Below are 17409 nucleotides of genomic sequence, written 5' to 3'. Positions count from 1 at the left end.
TCATCGTCGCCTCTAAGTGGTTCATTGGATGATTGTACTACCATCAGAAGAAACAGGCAGAAGTTGGCCGGAATGTGACAACAAGAAGGATTTCTCTAAGTTGTTGTTAAATTCTGCTTCCACAGGGGGGAGAAATCGAGGAATTTTCCCTTTGTGACTGTAAAAAGAGCCGTTAGTGTCCCATGGGAGCGCCGGAGGGGGCTTTTTGATTTAATGGGCGGCAACGCCAGACAGGTGGAGGATTTCATATGGGCAAACGGGATGAGTGGATCGCAAAATACGCGGAAGATCTGAAAAACAAATGTGGCATGACGCCGGACATGGATTTGCTGACGAAGGTGACAATCGGTTGTGGCCCGTCAATTTATAACGCAGACGCGCAAACTGTTGCGGCAGGTCAGGCAAGCGAGCTTGAACTGGTCAAGAACAATTTCCTTATTAAGAAATTGGGAATGACCGATGGTCCAAACCTGATGGAAGGCATCCATAAGGCTGTCGAGACATATGGCCAGTCAGAGCGCAACAAATACCGCGCGGTGATCTATTACATGCTGACCAAGCACTTTGGAAAAGAATCTGTTTACGGATAATCTAGCCTTAGTTACCAAGACCTTAGCGCCCGCTTGGTTAAGCGGGCGTTTCGTTTTTAGAGCGGTTTTGAAATACAGTTTTGTTGCGAGACGCCGCCACCTTTGGTATCAAGAACCAACAGGCCAGTACGGCCAGAACAGATTTCAGATACGTGTGTGGTGGTCTTGGGAGCACACGGGGTGAGAAAGGGTTCTGGCGGGGTGCCAGAACCCTTTTTTCGTATCTCTTAGCCCCTCAAAAGAATGTCAGAACCAGTCCGATAATGGCGCACCCGAAAGTGGCATAGCCACCATCAATCAACGTCAGCTTGAATGGGCGACCGCCATATCCATTATTGATCATGATCCAAGGGCTGATGAAAAAAAGGCCGATCCCGAGGCCAGACACCAATCCCTTGCCCAACGTATCAATGCCTGACAGAGCGAAAGAATGCCGCATCATCCCGGCGACAAGCAGCATGGCAAGTGCGGCCATGATATAGGGTGTGGGCGAATCCCCCATCGGTTTACCATCTGGCCCTGCGGTGATGCCTGCGGCTTCCATCCATGGATTTGCCAATGCCATGTACCAGACGGCCCCAAACCCAAAACCTGCCGCCGCCGCAATGATGACTGCTAGAAATCCCATTTTTCTCTCCTCTATTCAGTAACTGAACGGAGTATGAGCCGAAATATCAGTTTCGCCTACGGTTTCGTATCGCCCATCGCGCAAATGATCTGCCATTCTGCAGAGCTAACCGGCTGGACCGACAGGCGCGAATTTCTGACCAGGGTCATTTCAGCCAGGCGTTCATCGGCCTTGATCTGATCAAGCGTCACAGGTTTCTCAAAACCGCGCACCGCCTTGATATCCACACATTCCCAACGTGCGTCATCGGTTGTGCTGTCCGGATGGGCGGTCGCAACCACTTCGACAATGCCCACGACGGCCTTTTCGGTCTGTGAATGATAAAAGAAACCCCGATCACCAACCGCCATGTCGCGCATGAAATTGCGTGCCTGATAGTTGCGGACCCCATCCCATTCCTCGCCGGTGTCACCTTTGGCGACCTGGTCATCCCAGCCCCAGGTGCTGGGTTCTGACTTGAACAACCAATAAGCCATCAGCCGATAACCCGGTTCCAATGGATCAGATCAACTGATCCAAACAAACCCGCCTTTGCGTAAGGGTCATTGTCAGCCCAGGCCTGCGCCGCAGCCAAGTCAGCGACATCAAGAATGATCAGGGATCCGATCATGCCCCCATCCGCATCCAGCAACGGCCCCGCCTGAGCAACCAGATCAGTTGATTTCAGGTAATCCAGGTGTGCCGGTCGGTTTTCGGACCGGATCGCCTGTGCGCCGGGTTTGTCTTTTGCGATTAGGGCAACAAGCATATCATTCTTCCTTTAGGGGGCGGGTCAGCAGTGATTTCATGGCGTCTTGTACATTTAGCCTGTTGTCCAGCAATCCCGCAACTGCGGCTGTGATCGGCATGTCCAACCCTGATTTCTCGGCCAAAGCGTGAACTGCATGCGCGGTGGCGGCCCCTTCGACGGTGGTGGTCGGATCAAAAGGGATGTCTTTGCCCAATGACAGACCCAGCCGATAGTTGCGGGATTGTTCAGAGGTGCATGTCAACGTCAGATCCCCAAACCCCGAAAGGCCGGATAGGGTGGCTGGATCTGCTTTCAGATGGGCTGCGAGTCTCTGCATCTCGGCAAAACCCCGTGTCATCAAAGCGGCGCGTGCACTTTCGCCAAGGCCCGCCCCAATTGCCGCACCACAGGCAATTGCAATCACGTTCTTTAACGCGCCACCAAGTTCGGCACCGACGGTGTCTGTTGTGCGGTAAATACGGACATTTGCCGTTGTTAGAGCCTGTTGCATCTCTGCGCCGACGGCATCATCCGCGCATGCAAGCGTCAGGGCGGTCGGCAGACCGCGCGCAATGTCAGCCGCGAAGCTTGGGCCGGTCAAAATCGCGGCGGTGGCCGACGGAATGGTATCCTGAATAACATTCACTGGCCCGACACCGGTCGACAGTTCGATCCCCTTACAACAGGCGACGAGGCGTTTTGTAGCCATTCTGACACTATTGTCGCTGAGAAATCTGCGCAGCTTCTGCATTGGCACAGCAATCAGCAAAATTTCGGCCTGACATGCGTCATCAATGTTGTCGGTGACCCGCAGCGCATCGGGAAACCCGCATCCCGGCAGGCGCAGGGTGTTTTCGCGGTCACTGGCCATGGTGCCCAGATCCCGCGCCCAGAGAGTAACAGGGCCCTTGCGTGCCAGTGAAATGGCAAGCGCGGTGCCAAAAGCGCCAGCGCCCAACACTGAGACCTTCATGCCTTCGCTCCCTTCTTGCCACTGCCCAGCATCGCAGGCTGCGACATATCCAATGGCCACCGCGGGCGGGCAGACAGGGTCAGATCATCTGCATCGCCCGTGCCGCGCTGTTCAGCAGCAGCATAGGCGATCATTGCGGCGTTGTCGGTGCACAATGACAAAGGGGGCGCAACGAATGATGCATTTTGTTCTGCCGAGACAGTCTCTAACCCTGACCGAATGGCATGATTTGCCGCGACACCACCCGCAACGCAAAGGGTGCGGCTGACATCGGGTGGATAGGATTGAAAGGCACGACGTGTCTTCTCGACCAACACGTCAACGACAGCGGCCTGAAATCCGGCAGCCAGATCTGACTGGTCTTGCCCGGTCAATCCGCCGCGTTCAGCGATAATGGCATCGCGGGTCCGCAGAACGGCGGTTTTCAGACCGGAAAACGACATATCACACCCGTCGCGATCCAAAAGCGGTCGGGGAAATTTGAACCGCTTTGGGTCGCCTTGTCTGGCGGCATGTTCAATCGCGGGCCCGCCGGGTTGCGACAATCCAATCAGGCGCGCAATCTTGTCAAACGCTTCGCCCGGAGCATCGTCAATTGTGCCGCCCAGACGTTCAAATTTATGCGGCCCGTGTACGATGAGAAACTGACAGTGACCGCCGGAAACCAACAGCATCAAATAGGGGTACGGCACGTTATCGGTAAGTCGCGGTGTCAACGCGTGCCCTGCCAGATGATTTACGCCATAAAGCGGTTTTCCGGTGGCGAGTGACAGGCCTTTGGCACACATCACGCCAGAAATAACGCCTCCAATCAAACCAGGCCCCGCCGTTACAGCGATTGCATCAATATCAGACAGCTGCATCTTTCCCTGCATTAGAGCCTGTTCAATGCACAAATCGAGCTTTTCTGCATGCGCGCGCGCCGCGATTTCAGGAACCACGCCCCCAAATGCCGCATGCAGGTCAGTCTGATCCGCAACAACCGATGACAAAACGGATGCATGACCATTTGCCCCCACCCGGACCAGCGCGGCGGCAGTGTCATCGCAACTGCTTTCTATTCCCAATATGGTCACTGCCTGAGGCATCTGTGTTCTCCGATTTGCCTTTCGCAGGTAACACTGCAACCCATGGCAAACAATGCCAACGCAGGATATGACGGTGAAGCCATGACCCGACCTTCGCTTTTGATCACCCGACCCCTTGCCAGCGCGACCCGATTTGTGGGGCGTTTGGCAGAAGACATCCAGCAAAGTGTCACAATCATCGTCTCGCCACTGCTTGAGATTGTCCCGACTGGCGCTCAGGTTGACCTATCGCCCTATGCCGGGGTCGTCTTTACGTCGTCCAATGCGGTTGCTTTGGCCCCGAACGGAAACCAACGGCCTGCCTATTGCGTCGGAAACATGACAGCAGAGCGTGCAAAGGCAGCGGGATGGACGATTGCCGCAACAGAACAAAACGCGGAAAACCTGATCGCAGAGCTTGCCAGAACACTCCCCATCGGGCCGTTGCTGCATTTGGCAGGCCGGCATCGACGGGGTGATATTGCGGCGCGGTTGACCGGGCTGGGCATCAAAACAGACGTTCAGACCCTTTATGATCAAAATCCTGTAGATCTTTCTGCACAGGCACTTGCGTTGTTTGAGGGGGAAGGGCGCATTCTGGTTCCCCTTTTTTCACCACGTTCGGCGGCGCATTTCATTGAGAGGGCACCGAAGTTGCATAATGTCAGCGTTGTGGCCATCAGTGATGCAGTGGCGGACTGCTGTCAGATGGCGGGTATCGAAAGTGTCATGGTGGTGGCAGAGCCGACGGGTAAAGAAATGCTTTGCGCTGTTGAAAAGATACTGCAGGGCACCAGCTTAGCTTGAGGGGGGCAGGGATGCCGGGTAAGGTTGTCAGGTCAAACTGATCTTGATGGTCAGAATCGGAAGGGTGACAGAGTGGCTAAAGCGAAAAAACCAGCGTCGACAGCTGCTGCTGCAGCAGGCAAAACCGGCGATGAGGCAACCAAAAAGACTGGATCAGTGCCGAAGACAGCCAGATCAAAACCTTCTACCGGCTCCACAGCTTCGAAAGCGGCAACAAAGCAGCCATTGCCTGAAAAAACAGCGACTCAGACCGTTTCCAAGGCGTCCCCGGAACCTGCAAAAACACCGGCACCTGAGCCAAAAGAGTCACCGGCAGCGGGATTGGAAAAGGCTGTGAACAAGCCTTCAGACTCTAAGCCAACAGAAAAACCTGCACCTGAGGGCAGCAAATCATCCCCGCCAGCGAGGGCCGAGGCGAAACCGGCCCCGGTCGTGACCACCAAGCCGGAGGCAGAAAAATCTGGCAGCGTCTTTTGGCCTCTGTTGATCGGTGGTGGGTTGGCCGCCGCCCTTGGGTTTCTTGCCTCAGAGATGAACATGCTCGGCACGCGCGGGGACACAGGTGATTTGCGCGCTTTGCTAAGTGAACAACAGGCGCAGATCGCTGAGCTTCAGAGCGCTGAACCGATGGTGCCGCAAATCGAATTTCCAGAATTGGACGGCCTGACATCCGAAGTTGCCTCTTTGTCAGAGGCGCTTGGCGCATTGGATGCCCGCCTGACCGAGGTTGAAAAGCGACCCATTACCGGCGGATCATCGGAGGCTGCGGTTGCCGCTTATGAACGTGAACTGGCGGCACTGCAGGCGTCGGTCGAAGAGCAGCGTTCAGAGATTGAAGGGTTGCTCAATAACGCGCTGAGTGTGGAAGAAGCGACAGCCGAGGCGGCGCGCAGCGCAACGTTGCAGGCCGCACTGACACGGATCACGGCCGCGATAAATGGCGGTAAGCCCTACGCATCTGCGCTCGCCGATCTGCAGGCGAACGGTCTGGATGATGTCCCGCCTGCCCTTGCAGATAATGCCGACAATGGTGTGGTTACCTTAATCAATCTGCAGACGCGGTTTCCTGACGCGGCGCGTGCAGCACTGTCAACGGCGCGCGCAAGTGGCAACGATGAAGACACCGGCGGTGTAGGCGGCTTTTTGCGGCGCCAGTTGGGCGCACGTTCCGTGGCCCCGCGTGAAGGCACCGATCCGGATGCCGTTTTGTCACGTGCCGAGGCCGCCGTGCGTGATGGCCGGTTGATCGACGCTTTGGCGGAACTTGATACGCTGCCTGAGAATTCACAAAGCGCGATGGACGTTTGGCTGGCTGACGCACGCGCCAGACAAGCGGCTGAATCTGCCGCCGAAGACCTGTCACAACGCCTGACGGCAAACTAAGGAACCTGAATTTATGCTGTGGTCATTGATCAAGATCGTTCTGTTTGTCGCTGTTGTTGCGCTGTTGGCCTGGGGTGCAGGGTCCCTGTTGGAAAGCCAAGGCGGCATTCAAGTGACTGTTATGGGTACGGAATATAGTTTTGGCCCGCTCCAATCCGTCATCGCCGTGATCCTGTTGATGATCGGCGTTTGGCTGCTTCTCAAGATATTTTCGCTCTTGGTGGCGACTTGGAAATTCCTGAACGGTGATGAGACCGCATTGTCGCGTTATTTCGACCGGAACCGTGAAAAGAAGGGGTTTGAAGCGCTTTCAGAGGGCCTTATGGCGTTGGCCAGCGGTGAAGGACGGGTTGCGATGTCAAAGGCGGCGAAGGCCGACAAATATCTCAACAAGCCTGCACTGACCAATCTGTTGACAGCACAGGCAGCTGAACTGGCCGGTGATAGCCGCAAGGCCGAAGAAACCTATCGCAAGCTGGTTGAAGACGAATCCACCCGGTTTGTGGGCGTGCGTGGGATCATGAAACAAAAACTGGCGGCTGGGGATACGGAAACAGCGCTCAAGCTGGCCGAACGGGCATTTGCGCTTAAGCCTAAGCACGCGGAAACCGGTGATATTCTGTTGCAGCTTCAGGCGGCAAAGGAAGATTGGAGCGGCGCGCGGCAGACCCTGAGTGCGAAACTGAAAAACGGCCAATTGCCACGGGACGTGCATAAACGACGTGATGCAGTGCTGGCGCTTTCAGAGGCCAAGGATGTGATTGCCGAGGGCAAAAGCATCGAATCCCGCGAAGCAGCGATTGAGGCCAACAGGCTGTCACCTGATCTGATCCCGGCAGCAGTTATGGCTGCTCATAGCTATATTGAGCAGTCGAAACCAAAATACGCCGCTCGTCTTTTGCAAAAGGCATGGAGCGTGCACCCACATCCGGATCTCGCCGCAGCCTATGCCGCGATTGCGCCGGACGAAACACCGCCGGAGCGAATCAAGCGGTTCAAAGCGTTGATCAAATCACAACTGGATCACGCAGAAACCCGCATGCTGTTATCTGAACTGCACATCGCAAATGAAGATTTCCCCGAAGCGCGGCGTGCATTGGGAGACCTTATTGAAACTGATCCGACAGCGCGTTCTGTCACCTTGATGGCGGCGATTGAACGGGGCGAAGGGGCGTCAGATACGATTGTGAAGGGCTGGTTGGCACGGGCACTAACGGTGTCGCGCGGTCCGCAATGGATTTGTGACAATTGTCAGCACATCCATGCGGAGTGGAAACCGATCTGTGAGAACTGCAAGAGCTTTGACACATTGGCGTGGAAATCGCCGCCGATGTCAGAAGTCGCTATGCCGGGTGGCGTGCAAATGTTGCCGCTGATCGTTGGTGCGATTGAGGATAACTCGGGTGCAGATGGCGCTGCCAAAGTCGCAACGCGAAGCGACATTGAAGATGTCGAGCTGATCACTGATCCCCCCGAGGAAGAGCCGAATAACGCCGAGAAGTAAGGTGTTCTAAACCGTCTCTAACGCAGGTGTTTGTGGGCCGCATTGATACTGAGTTTCTCCAGCGCGCGGCTTAGCTGTGTCGCCTCATCCGGGGACATGTCAGCAAACAACCTTGCGCGGGCCTGATGCACATCCGGGTTGGTCAGTTTCAGGACATCGCGACCTTTGGCGGTCAAGGAAACCTGAGCGAACCGCCGGTCCGTCTTGAGCGCGACCTTTTCGACCAACGCCCGATCCGCGAGCCTGTCGACCAGACGGCTTGCAACAGTGCGGTCCACAACGGCGCGTTCTGCCAGATCAAATATGGTGAGGTTTTCCTGCGCCGCAAGGCAATCCAGTATCCGCCATTCCACCAGCTTAAGCCCATGTCCGCGCAACACTGAATTCATCATTTCCTGAATGTGCCGACCCGCCAGCGCGATAAGGAACTCGGGCGGGTCCATATCGTCGAGCCAATGCTCAGCTGGATGATCGTGGATATCTGGGGCGGCGGGCATTGGGCGGTCCTTTAGAAACGGGCTGACCCTACACTACGGCTTCTACGCACAAAAAGCTACTCAGATGCTTAATATGTGCTATAACACATATTAAGCATCTCACCGCGCAAATCTGGAGTTCACGGCATGAAGATCACGACAATTGGCGGCGGCCCCGGCGGCCTCTATTCGGCGTTGCTGACCAAAAAGGCGAAGCCCGATTGGCATATCGAAGTGTTTGAGCAAAATCAGGCGGATGATACCTTTGGGTTTGGTGTCGTATTCTCGGATGAAACGCTGGACGAATTTTTGAGTCGGGACAAACGCCTGTTCGAACTGATGCGCAATGAATTTGCGCATTGGGATGACGTTGCGGTGCATTTCAAGGGTGAGGAAATGCGTGCCGGTGGCAACGGTTTTTGTGGGCTGTCGCGGCATACTCTGTTGCGGCTGTTGCAGCAGCGGTGCCGCGAGGAAGGCATTGAAATGCATTTTGGCGCGGGTGTTGATGCGTCCCAGATCAAGACGCGCTTTGCAGATAGCGACGTGATCATCGCCTGTGATGGCGTGAATTCGGCGGTTCGGAATGAATACGCCGATGCCTTCCAGCCTTCAACGACACTGCGCAAGAACCGCTTTTGCTGGATGGGGTCAACGCGGCCAATGGGGGAATTCAACTATTTCTTCCGCGAGACCGAACACGGCCCAATGGTGGCCCATTGCTATCAATACGAACCCGGTCATTCGACATGGGTGTTTGAGATGGATGATGACACCTGGCACGCGCATGGATTCAAGGAAACGGATGAGGAGGACAGCAAGGCAAAGCTGGCCGAGATTTTTGCAGAGGAGCTGGAAGGTCACACCTTGCTGCTGAACCGATCGCATTGGCGGCAATTCCCACGGGTGTTTTGTGAAAACTGGTACACAGATAACATCGTTATTCTGGGCGACGCCAAAGCAAGCGCGCATTTTTCAATCGGGTCGGGGACCAAACTTGCGATGGAATGTGCGATCGCGCTGTCCGACGCATTGGTCGCCCACGCCGAAAATGATGTGCAAAAGGCATTTCAGGTCTATGACGACGTCCGCCGCACACCTTGCCAGATCACACAACACAACGCCGATGTGTCGCTGTCGTGGTTCGAACATATGTCGCGGTCATGGGACATGGACCCCTATCAATTCGCGATGGTCGTGATGTGCCGGGCCAAGTCGATCACCTATGACAACCTGATCGTGCGCGACCCCGAATTTGTGCAAAAGGTGGACGATGAATGGTACGCGCGTCACCTGCGCGATACGGGCGAAGATTTGCGCCAGACACGCCCGACACCGATGTTTGCCAAATTCAAGCTGCGCGACATGGAAGTGGACAACCGCGTGGTCATGTCCCCGATGGCGCAGTATTCTGCCGATACTGACGGCAATCCCACAGACTGGCACAAGATACATTATGCCAGCCACGCTATGGGTGGCATGGGTATGATCTTTGTTGAAATGACCTGCCCCTCTGCCGATGCGCGGATCACCGAAGGGTGCCCCGGCATGTGGACCGATCAGCATGAGGCAGGATGGAAAGAAATAGTTGATCTTGTCCACACCAACACCGGGGCCAAGATCGCGATGCAGCTCGGCCATGCCGGGCGCAAGGGATCAACGCAACTGGGGTGGGAGAAAATGGACCATCCTATCGCGGATAAATCACGGAACTGGCCGCTGGTTTCGGCATCAGCCCTGCCATGGTTTGCAGGAGAAAGCAGTACGCCAAAGCCGTTGGACCGTGCAGATATGGATTCGATCAAGGCCGACTTTGTGCAAGCGACAGAACGTGTGGCGCGCGCCGGATTTGACATGCTGGAACTGCACTGCGCGCATGGATATCTGCTTGCGTCCTTCCTGTCGCCCCTGACCAACACACGGGAAGATGACTATGGTGGTTCAATCGAAAACCGTCTTCGCTATCCGCTGGAAGTGTTCGAGGCGATGCGCGCCATCTGGCCTAAAGAGCGGCCCATGTCTGTGCGGGTCTCTGGCACAGATTGGAAAGACGGAGGTCTGAGCGAAGAGGACCTCATCGCCATCGCAAACGCGTTTGAGGCGGCGGGTTGTGACCTGATTGATGTGTCAGCGGGCCAGACTGTTCCCGATCAGGAACCGACATATGGCCGCATGTTTCAGGCCCATTTGGCAGAGGCTGTGCGCAATCTAACCGGCATGGCAACGATGGCGGTCGGTGCGGTAACCGAAGCGGCACAGGTCAACACGATTCTGCATACCCGGCGGGCCGATCTTGTGGCGCTGGGGCGGACCCATATGGCAAACCCCTACTTCACCCATCAGGCCGCCGCCTGGTACGGGGCGCGTAACGAGGCGATGTGGCCCAAACAATACATCAGCGGCGCGGCGCAGGCGTTTCGAGAGGCCGAAAAGAACCGCGAAAAGATGTTGGAGCTGCAACGCAAGGCGGCACCGGGACGTCATTCAAAAATGGGATAGGGGTGTTGCCCCTATTTTCCCTTCCACACAGGATCACGTTTTTCAGCAAAGGCGCGCGCGCCTTCCATCTGATCTTCTGAGGCATAAAGCACGTCCACCGACGGCAATTGCCTACGCGTGATCCGGTTCATGCTGTCCTGAAATTTGCTCGCTTCGGCGTCGCGCACGATCTCTTTGATTGCCGCATAAACCAGTGGCGGGCCCGAGGCGAGCAGGCGGGCAAGTTCCCATGCCCGGTCCATCAGTTGATCTGCGGGCAGAATTTCATTGATCAGGCCCCAGCCCTTGGCCTCGTTCACGTCGAACCAACGGCCCGTCAGCAGCAGTTCCATCGCGATGTGATAGGGGATGCGTTTCGGCAGTTTGACCGACGCCGCATCGGCCACCGTACCTGACCGGATTTCCGGTAATGCAAAAGTGGCGTGATCAGCGGCAAGGATCATGTCGGCGCTCAACGCCAGCTCCAATCCACCGCCGCAGGCGATCCCGTTGACGGCGGCAATCACAGGTTTGTTCAGGCCACGCAATTCTTGCAGACCACCAAAGCCGCCAACACCATAATCACCATCGACCGCATCACCATCAGCAGCGGCCTTGAGGTCCCAACCGGGGCAGAAAAACTTGGTACCGCCCCCGGTAATGATCGCCACCCGCAGGTCAGGATCGTCCCGAAAGCTGGCAAATACCTCGCCCATTTTTCGGGATGTCAGCAAGTCGATGGCGTTCGCCTTTGGTCTGTCCAGGGTGACTTCTAATATGGCACCGTCGCGGCGGGTTTTGATGGGGCTGTCAGACATCTTTTGTCCTTTCATTTCGTGCAGCGCAGCAGCGCGTCAGCGGCAATTGCGTCGTTTGGCGTACAGATCAACGGATTGACCTCAATCTCAAGCACTTCATCTGCATTACTCACGGTATAGTCCTGGACCGCCTGAATGGCACGCAGGATCGCGTCCATATTGGCAGGTGTCGCGCCGCGATATCCTGTGAGGACGGGGGCGATCCTGAGGTCAGCCAACGCGCGTTCAACCGACGCGGTTGATGCGGGAACCAACAAAGAGACTGAGTCTTGCACAATTTCGGTTAGCGTGCCGCCTGCCGCAATGGTCAACACGAACCCATGCGCAGGATCACGAACAACACCGACAAGCAACTCTGCCACTGCGCCCGTGATCATTTCCTCGACCAAAAAGCCGGGGGCAGCCATGCCTTGGGCAGCGTTCTGGGCCTGTTGCGCTGAAGTGATGTTCAGACGCACCGCACCGGCCTCGGTCTTGTGGGCAATGCCTTCGCCCTTGAGGGCAATTGGAAAACCAATGTGTTCGGCGGCCTGTGCAACGGCATCGGCTGACGCGCATCGCGTGGCACGCGGAATGCGCAAACCGTGTGCCGCAAGTCGCGTTTTTGCAATTGCCTCAGGGATGAGGACGGCGGTGGCATCTGCGCGGGGTAACAAAATTGGATCGGTGTCAGAGGGTGCCTGTATCGCTGCGGCGGCACAGGCGGTCAGGGCCTCGGTCAGACCACAAAAGGGCACGATCCCAGCCGCGATCAGTGTCTCGGCGACCGGTTCATGCATCAGTTCAGGCAATGTAGCGGCCACGCCGTAGTGCGCGCCGGTCTGTCGGGCGGCCCCAATGGCGGCTTCAATCACACCGTCCCAATCCTCGGGAGAACATCTGTCTGGCCGCGGGAAATCTGCAATCAGGATCGTGATAGCAAGCGCGGGGTCCGCCATGGCTGCAAAGGCACGCGTCATCGCGGGCACATCGCGCCAGATGTAGGTGTGATAATCAAGCGGATTTGCCAGCGCGACGCGTGGCCCAAGAGCGGCCCGCAGGTCAAGTTTTTGTCGGCTATTAAGCGGTGGAAACGTCACGCCAAGGGCATCTCCGGTATCGGCGGCAAGGCTCGCCTCGCCCCCCGAACAACTGATTGTCGCGACGGTACTCTGCGTAAGGGGTCCAGTGATGTGCAGCAGCTTGAGCGTTTCGATAAACGAAGGAAGGTCGGCGAGGCGAGCAATGCCGAGACGCGCCAGCAGGGCATCCGCGCCTGCGTCATCACCAGCAAGGGATGCAGTATGTGACACGGTCGCGGCGCGGGCCTGAGCAGAGCGACCCACCTTGATCGCCACAATCGGTTTACCCAAAGCGCGCGCATGGGCCGCCAACCCCTCAAAGGCGCGCAGATCACCAATGCCTTCGATATGCAGGCCAAGCGCTGTTACGCGTGGATCGTCCAGCAACGCGCGGCTGATCTGAGATATGCCCGATTGCGCCTGATTGCCTGCGGTGACGACATAGGCCAATGGCAATCCACGTTGCTGCATGGTCAGGTTTATCGCGATGTTCGAGCTTTGCGTCACCAGCGCGACACCGCTTTGCACGCGTTGTCCGCCATGTTGGTCAGGCCAGAGCAACGCACCATCAAGGTAATTGATGAAGCCATAGCAGTTGGGCCCAAGGATGGGCATGTCGGCTGCCGCACAAAGCAGTTGTGCCTGAAGGTCTGCGCCTGTGCTGTCTTCGGCCACGGCTTCCAGAAAACCGGAGGCAAAACAGACAGCACCCCCCGCGTTCATCGCGGCCAGACTGCGCACGATGTCGATCGTTGTATCGCGGTTTACGCCGACAAAGCTGGCATCAGGGGCGCTGGGCAGGTCTGCGACGCTTGGAAAAGCGCGGAAGCCCAAGATTTCCTGCGCCGAAGGATGCACGGGCCAAACCTGACCGTCAAAGCCCATCTTTTGGCATTGCTCGATAACCTGCCGACACCATGCGCCGCCCCCAATCACGGCAATGGTCCGGGGCCGCAGAAGACGGTCCAGGTTTCGTGTCATGCGCCGAGCGGGCGCAACAGATCCCGCGAAATGATGTGGCGCTGAATTTCAGACGTGCCGTCCCAGATACGTTCAACGCGGGCATCCCGCCAGAACCGTTCAATCGGAAAATCATCCATCAGGCCCATTCCGCCATAAATCTGCAGTGTCGCGTCCGTGACCCGCGCCAGCATTTCCGATGCATAAAGCTTGGCAGAGGCAATTTCACGGTTTGCTGGCAGCCCCTGATCCAAGCGCCACGCGGCGGAAAGCGTGAGCCAGTCGGCGGCGTCAATTTCGGTGATCATGTCGGCAATCTGAAAACTGACGCCCTGAAACTTGCCAATGGGTTGGCCGAACTGCTGTCGTTCAGCGGCATAGCCAAGTGCCATATCAAAGCACCGCCGCGCACGTCCGACGGACATGGTGGCGACCGTGATGCGGGTCGCATAAAGCCATTCGTTCATCACCGCAAAGCCACCATCAACGTCACCAAGCACCTGTGCGTCCGGCAGGCGACAATCATCAAATTCGAGGATCATATTTTTGTATCCACGATGGCTGACCGATTTATAGCCGTCGCGAATGGTGAAACCCGGCGTTCCGCGATCCACAAGAAAAGTCGTGATGCGCTTTTTGGGGCCATGTGGCGTGTCGTCTTCGCCAGTTGCCACGAAAACGATCAGGAAATCGGCGTGATCAGCACCCGAGATGAAGTGTTTCGTCCCGTTCAGGACCCAATCACCCCCATCGCGTCGGGCCGTGCATTTCATGCCACGCACATCCGACCCGGCACCTGGTTCCGTCATTGCCAGCGCATCCATGCGTTCACCCCGAACAGCGGGCAACAGATAGCGTTCGCGTTGTTCGTCATTGCAGGCCATCAAGATGTTTTGCGGACGCCCGAAGAAGTGGTTCAGCGCCATCGAACCGCGGCCCAGCTCGCGTTCGACCAGCGCGAATTCAAGATGGTTAAGGCCCGCGCCGCCAACTTCTTCTGGAAAGTTGCAGGCATAAAAACCCAAATCAATGGTCTTTTGCTTGATCGCCTTGGCCACTGCCGGCGGCACCTGACCTGTACGCTCAACTTCGGCTTCGTGTGGATAGATCTCTTTCTCGACAAAGCTGCGAACGGTCGAAACGATCATCTCTTGTTCGTCGGATAATCCAAAATGCACGGGCAATCCCCCTTGTGGCCTTAGCCGCAGCATTATTCAGCTTGTGAGAAACCTCTGTGCAGAGTTAGATAAAAATATGCCAACTTGGAAAAAATCATCTGATAAACCGCTGCGGGTCGGTGTGGTTCTGTTCGATGGGTTCTCGAACCACTGCGTTGCCAATGCGATTGAACCGCTAAGGGCGGCCAACATGCTGGGACATAAACGGCATTACGAATGGCAGTACCTGACAATGAATGGTGACATCGCAGAAAGCTCAAGTGGGCTGAAAATTGTCCCGCACGGACGATTGGAGGACGCAAAAGGTGATCTTTTGATGATCACGCCGTCTTATGGATATCAGGACTTTGGCGGCCCGGGTGTCCAGCGCGGTCTGCGCGCCGCTGCGCGTCGGTTTTCGGATCTGGCGGGGTTGGATACGGGCAGTTGGCTTATGGCCAAAGCCGGGCTGCTGGCGGGGCGCAGGGCCACGATCCATTGGGAGGTTCTGACCGCATTTTCGGAGGCATTTCCGGATGTGAACGTGGTGCGCGAAAGATTTGTCGTCGATGGGAACCGGATCACCTGTTCCGGTGCAATGGCTGCTTTTGATCTTATCCTGCATCTGATTGCACAAGATCACGGCAAAGCGCTAGCGCTGGATGTTGAGCAGTTGTTCATGGCCCGTGAACCCCAAACCCAACATCTGACGGGCGCTGCCAGAGGGCGGTTGGCCAAAGGGGCAGTGACCCATATGCAGGCCCATCTGGAAAAACCCCTGACCGTTGGTCAGATTGCGATGCGATGCGGATGCAGCCAGAAAAAGCTGGAGCAGGTGATGCAACGCGATCTTGGCGCATCGCCCCAGCAGGTTTACCTGCGGCTTCGGCTTAATCTGGTGCGCAGGCTGGCGGAAGAGACGAATTTGCAATTGTCCGAGGTGGCGCTGCGTGCCGGGTATCGTAACCCAAGCGCAATGACGCGGGCGTTCAAGGCGGAATTTGGCGTGACCCCCAGTAATGCCCGCCACCGCGCAACATGAAAACTTCGATTTTTCAGCAGGCCCAACGGATATTGGATATACAGGCCACGCAAGGCTTCAGCGGTAAGGTAAATCAATGACGCAAAAGAACATTCTGTTCATCATGTTCGACCAGTTACGCCATGATTACCTAAGCTGCGCTGGGCACCCGCATCTGAAAACACCCCATCTGGACAAGCTTGCGGCCAAAGGTGTCAGGTTTTCAAAATGCTATGTCCAATCCCCCATCTGCGGCCCGTCAAGAATGAGCTTTTATACCGGTCGGTATGTGCATTCCCATGGCGCCTCTTGGAATAACTTTCCATTGAAGGTGGGCGAGATGACGCTCGGGGATCATCTGCGTGAACGTGGCATGGATTGCTGGCTGATCGGCAAGACCCATATGAAGGCTGATGATCCGGGTATGGAGCGTTTGGGTATCGCGCGTGACAGCGTCATTGGGGCACGGGTCAGCGAATGTGGGTTTGACATATTTGAACGTGACGATGGCCTGTGGGGCGAAGGGCCTGCGGGGTTTTATGACAAGAGACGCTCGCCTTATAATGCCTATCTGAAATCCAAAGGCTATGATGCTGAGAACCCGTGGCTGCACAATGCGAACGCCGGACTTGATGAAAAGGGTGGCATCGCCTCTGGCTGGTTCTTGCGGCACTCGGACAAAGCGGCCAACATTGATGAGCGCGACAGCGAAACGCCGTGGTTAACCGGCCGTGCGATGGATTTCATCGCTGAAAAAGCTGCCGAAAATGCGCGCCCGTGGTTGTGTCATCTGTCCTATATCAAACCGCATTGGCCCTACATCGTGCCGGCACCGTATCACACGATGTATGGCAAGGATGATCTGACAAAGGTCGTGCGCGACCCATGCGAAAAAGACGATCCGCATCCTGTCTATGCGGCGTTCATGGATACCGAAGTGAGCCGCAACTTCAGCCGCGATGAGATACGTGAAACGGTCTTGCCTGCTTACATGGGACTGATCAAACAGGCCGACGACCAGATGGGCCGCCTGTTTGATTGGCTTGAGGTCGAGGGGCAGATGGACAACACGGTCATTGCCGTCACTTCGGATCATGGTGATTACATGGGCGATCATTGGCTTGGTGAAAAGGACCTGTTTCATGACCCTTCGGTGCGCGTTCCGCTGATCATCTATGATCCCTCGGCCGAGGCGGATGGAACGCGCGGCACTGTCTGTGATGCATTGGTGGAAAGCATCGATCTGGCGGCGACTTTTGTCGATATGGTGGGCGAGGTTCCCGAACATATCCTTGAGGGGCGATCGCTTTGGCCCTTTTTGAAAGGTAAAAAGCCCGAAAGCTGGCGGGAATTTGCGGTCAGCGAATATGATTATTCCGCAACCCCACAGGCGAAGGTATTGGAGGTTGATCCCAGACATGCGCGGTTGTTCATGCTGGTGGATGCGCGTTGGAAATGCATCTTTGCCGATGGTGGTTTTAGGCCCATGCTTTTTGATCTGTTGAACGATCCGAATGAACTGAACGATCTTGGTGGCAGCGGCGATCACGGTGACATCATTGATAAGTTCCAGGCGCGCTTGTCGGCATGGGCACGCCGCCCGTCACAGCGGACCACGGTTGGTCATGATGCCTTGATCAGGTCCCGTGACGGCACATCGGAACCTGTTGGGATATTCATTGGTGTCTGGCAGGAAGACGATAAACCGGCAGAGATGAGCGCAAAGGCACGCGGCAAAGATGCGCGGTTAAAGTAG

At 56.3% G+C, this 17409-nt stretch carries 16 protein-coding genes; 7 read left to right on the top strand and 9 right to left on the bottom strand.

Going from position 1 to position 17409, the window contains the following annotated elements; genetic code table 11:
• The first annotated feature begins 248 nt into the window (after positions 1-248).
• Complete coding sequence (locus C1J02_RS00395; protein WP_114876646.1) at positions 249-590, top strand: DUF2853 family protein; 342 nt, start codon at positions 249-251, stop codon at positions 588-590.
• Positions 591-825: 235 nt separating this feature from the next.
• On the opposite strand, the gene C1J02_RS00390 is transcribed toward C1J02_RS00395, so the two are convergent.
• Genes C1J02_RS00390 through tsaD form a run of 5 tightly spaced genes read right to left on the bottom strand, consistent with a single transcriptional unit; the run spans position 826 to position 4009 of the window.
• Positions 826-1218, bottom strand: coding sequence for a DUF1761 domain-containing protein (locus C1J02_RS00390; RefSeq protein WP_114876645.1), 393 nt, complete (start codon positions 1216-1218; stop codon positions 826-828).
• Between the two features lie 56 nt (positions 1219-1274).
• Positions 1275-1694, bottom strand: a complete 420-nt coding sequence (locus C1J02_RS00385) for an EVE domain-containing protein (RefSeq protein ID WP_114876644.1) — start codon at positions 1692-1694, stop codon at positions 1275-1277.
• Positions 1694-1966, bottom strand: coding sequence for a YciI family protein (locus C1J02_RS00380; RefSeq protein ID WP_114876643.1), 273 nt, complete (start codon positions 1964-1966; stop codon positions 1694-1696). Before C1J02_RS00380 ends, C1J02_RS00385 begins: the two co-directional genes overlap by 1 nt.
• A 1-nt stretch (position 1967) precedes the next feature.
• Positions 1968-2921 carry an NAD(P)H-dependent glycerol-3-phosphate dehydrogenase gene (locus tag C1J02_RS00375; RefSeq protein WP_114876642.1) on the bottom strand — a complete coding sequence of 318 codons (954 nt, stop codon included), beginning with the start codon at positions 2919-2921 and terminating at the stop codon, positions 1968-1970.
• Positions 2918-4009 (bottom strand): tRNA (adenosine(37)-N6)-threonylcarbamoyltransferase complex transferase subunit TsaD, encoded by a 1092-nt coding sequence (gene tsaD, locus C1J02_RS00370; RefSeq protein ID WP_114876641.1) that lies wholly within the window; start codon positions 4007-4009, stop codon positions 2918-2920. Before tsaD ends, C1J02_RS00375 begins: the two co-directional genes overlap by 4 nt.
• Before the next feature lie 42 nt (positions 4010-4051).
• Here tsaD and C1J02_RS00365 point away from each other — a divergent pair, with 42 nt between their 5' ends.
• From C1J02_RS00365 to C1J02_RS00355, 3 genes are all read left to right on the top strand, one after another.
• Entirely contained in the window at positions 4052-4795 is a 744-nt protein-coding gene (locus C1J02_RS00365; protein WP_162798197.1) for a uroporphyrinogen-III synthase, read from the top strand.
• Between the two features lie 333 nt (positions 4796-5128).
• On the top strand, positions 5129-6178 hold the full coding sequence (locus C1J02_RS00360; protein WP_254693172.1) for a COG4223 family protein: 1050 nt from the start codon (positions 5129-5131) through the stop codon (positions 6176-6178).
• Between the two features lie 13 nt (positions 6179-6191).
• A complete protein-coding gene (locus C1J02_RS00355; RefSeq protein WP_114876640.1) occupies positions 6192-7682 on the top strand; it encodes a heme biosynthesis protein HemY in 1491 nt (496 codons plus the stop codon).
• 17 nt (positions 7683-7699) lie between these two features.
• Here the strand turns inward: C1J02_RS00355 and C1J02_RS00350 are convergent, their stop codons facing one another.
• Positions 7700-8179, bottom strand: a complete 480-nt coding sequence (locus tag C1J02_RS00350; protein WP_114876639.1) for a MarR family winged helix-turn-helix transcriptional regulator — start codon at positions 8177-8179, stop codon at positions 7700-7702.
• A gap of 126 nt (positions 8180-8305) precedes the next feature.
• On the opposite strand from C1J02_RS00350, the gene C1J02_RS00345 reads away from it, so the two are divergent.
• Complete coding sequence (locus tag C1J02_RS00345; RefSeq protein ID WP_114876638.1) at positions 8306-10657, top strand: FAD-dependent monooxygenase; 2352 nt, start codon at positions 8306-8308, stop codon at positions 10655-10657.
• 11 nt (positions 10658-10668) lie between these two features.
• On the opposite strand, the gene C1J02_RS00340 is transcribed toward C1J02_RS00345, so the two are convergent.
• The 3 genes from C1J02_RS00340 to C1J02_RS00330 are packed head-to-tail and all read right to left on the bottom strand — an operon-like array spanning position 10669 to position 14653.
• Positions 10669-11454, bottom strand: coding sequence for a carnitinyl-CoA dehydratase (locus C1J02_RS00340; protein ID WP_114880270.1), 786 nt, complete (start codon positions 11452-11454; stop codon positions 10669-10671).
• A gap of 11 nt (positions 11455-11465) precedes the next feature.
• The gene (locus C1J02_RS00335; RefSeq protein ID WP_114876637.1) at positions 11466-13496 is read right to left on the bottom strand and encodes an acetate--CoA ligase family protein; all 2031 of its coding nucleotides are present in this window, start codon (positions 13494-13496) and stop codon (positions 11466-11468) included.
• Positions 13493-14653 carry an acyl-CoA dehydrogenase family protein gene (locus C1J02_RS00330; protein WP_114876636.1) on the bottom strand — a complete coding sequence of 387 codons (1161 nt, stop codon included), beginning with the start codon at positions 14651-14653 and terminating at the stop codon, positions 13493-13495. Before C1J02_RS00330 ends, C1J02_RS00335 begins: the two co-directional genes overlap by 4 nt.
• Before the next feature lie 76 nt (positions 14654-14729).
• Between C1J02_RS00330 and C1J02_RS00325 the strand changes: the two genes are divergently transcribed.
• Both C1J02_RS00325 and C1J02_RS00320 read left to right on the top strand, forming a co-directional pair.
• A complete protein-coding gene (locus tag C1J02_RS00325) occupies positions 14730-15674 on the top strand; it encodes a GlxA family transcriptional regulator (protein WP_114876635.1) in 945 nt (314 codons plus the stop codon).
• Between the two features lie 76 nt (positions 15675-15750).
• Complete coding sequence (locus C1J02_RS00320; protein WP_114876634.1) at positions 15751-17409, top strand: sulfatase-like hydrolase/transferase; 1659 nt, start codon at positions 15751-15753, stop codon at positions 17407-17409.

Origin of the sequence: Sulfitobacter sp. SK011 (assembly GCF_003352065.1) — a bacterium.
Taxonomy (GTDB): domain Bacteria; phylum Pseudomonadota; class Alphaproteobacteria; order Rhodobacterales; family Rhodobacteraceae; genus Sulfitobacter.
Note: the sequence above shows the minus strand (reverse complement) of the source record. Positions and strands in the feature narration are given on the sequence as shown.

What these genes read in the sequence shown, in the direction of transcription:
- C1J02_RS00320 (WP_114876634.1), top strand. Translation starts at nt 15,751, where the DNA reads ATGACGCAAAAGAACATTCTGTTCATCATGTTCGACCAGTTACGCCAT.
- C1J02_RS00365 (WP_162798197.1), top strand. Translation starts at nt 4,052, where the DNA reads ATGGCAAACAATGCCAACGCAGGATATGACGGTGAAGCCATGACCCGA.
- C1J02_RS00325 (WP_114876635.1), top strand. Translation starts at nt 14,730, where the DNA reads ATGCCAACTTGGAAAAAATCATCTGATAAACCGCTGCGGGTCGGTGTG.
- C1J02_RS00345 (WP_114876638.1), top strand. Translation starts at nt 8,306, where the DNA reads ATGAAGATCACGACAATTGGCGGCGGCCCCGGCGGCCTCTATTCGGCG.
- C1J02_RS00385 (WP_114876644.1), bottom strand. Translation starts at nt 1,694, where the DNA reads ATGGCTTATTGGTTGTTCAAGTCAGAACCCAGCACCTGGGGCTGGGAT.
- tsaD (WP_114876641.1), bottom strand. Translation starts at nt 4,009, where the DNA reads ATGCCTCAGGCAGTGACCATATTGGGAATAGAAAGCAGTTGCGATGAC.
- C1J02_RS00380 (WP_114876643.1), bottom strand. Translation starts at nt 1,966, where the DNA reads ATGCTTGTTGCCCTAATCGCAAAAGACAAACCCGGCGCACAGGCGATC.
- C1J02_RS00340 (WP_114880270.1), bottom strand. Translation starts at nt 11,454, where the DNA reads ATGTCTGACAGCCCCATCAAAACCCGCCGCGACGGTGCCATATTAGAA.
- C1J02_RS00375 (WP_114876642.1), bottom strand. Translation starts at nt 2,921, where the DNA reads ATGAAGGTCTCAGTGTTGGGCGCTGGCGCTTTTGGCACCGCGCTTGCC.
- C1J02_RS00335 (WP_114876637.1), bottom strand. Translation starts at nt 13,496, where the DNA reads ATGACACGAAACCTGGACCGTCTTCTGCGGCCCCGGACCATTGCCGTG.
- C1J02_RS00355 (WP_114876640.1), top strand. Translation starts at nt 6,192, where the DNA reads ATGCTGTGGTCATTGATCAAGATCGTTCTGTTTGTCGCTGTTGTTGCG.
- C1J02_RS00350 (WP_114876639.1), bottom strand. Translation starts at nt 8,179, where the DNA reads ATGCCCGCCGCCCCAGATATCCACGATCATCCAGCTGAGCATTGGCTC.
- C1J02_RS00395 (WP_114876646.1), top strand. Translation starts at nt 249, where the DNA reads ATGGGCAAACGGGATGAGTGGATCGCAAAATACGCGGAAGATCTGAAA.
- C1J02_RS00390 (WP_114876645.1), bottom strand. Translation starts at nt 1,218, where the DNA reads ATGGGATTTCTAGCAGTCATCATTGCGGCGGCGGCAGGTTTTGGGTTT.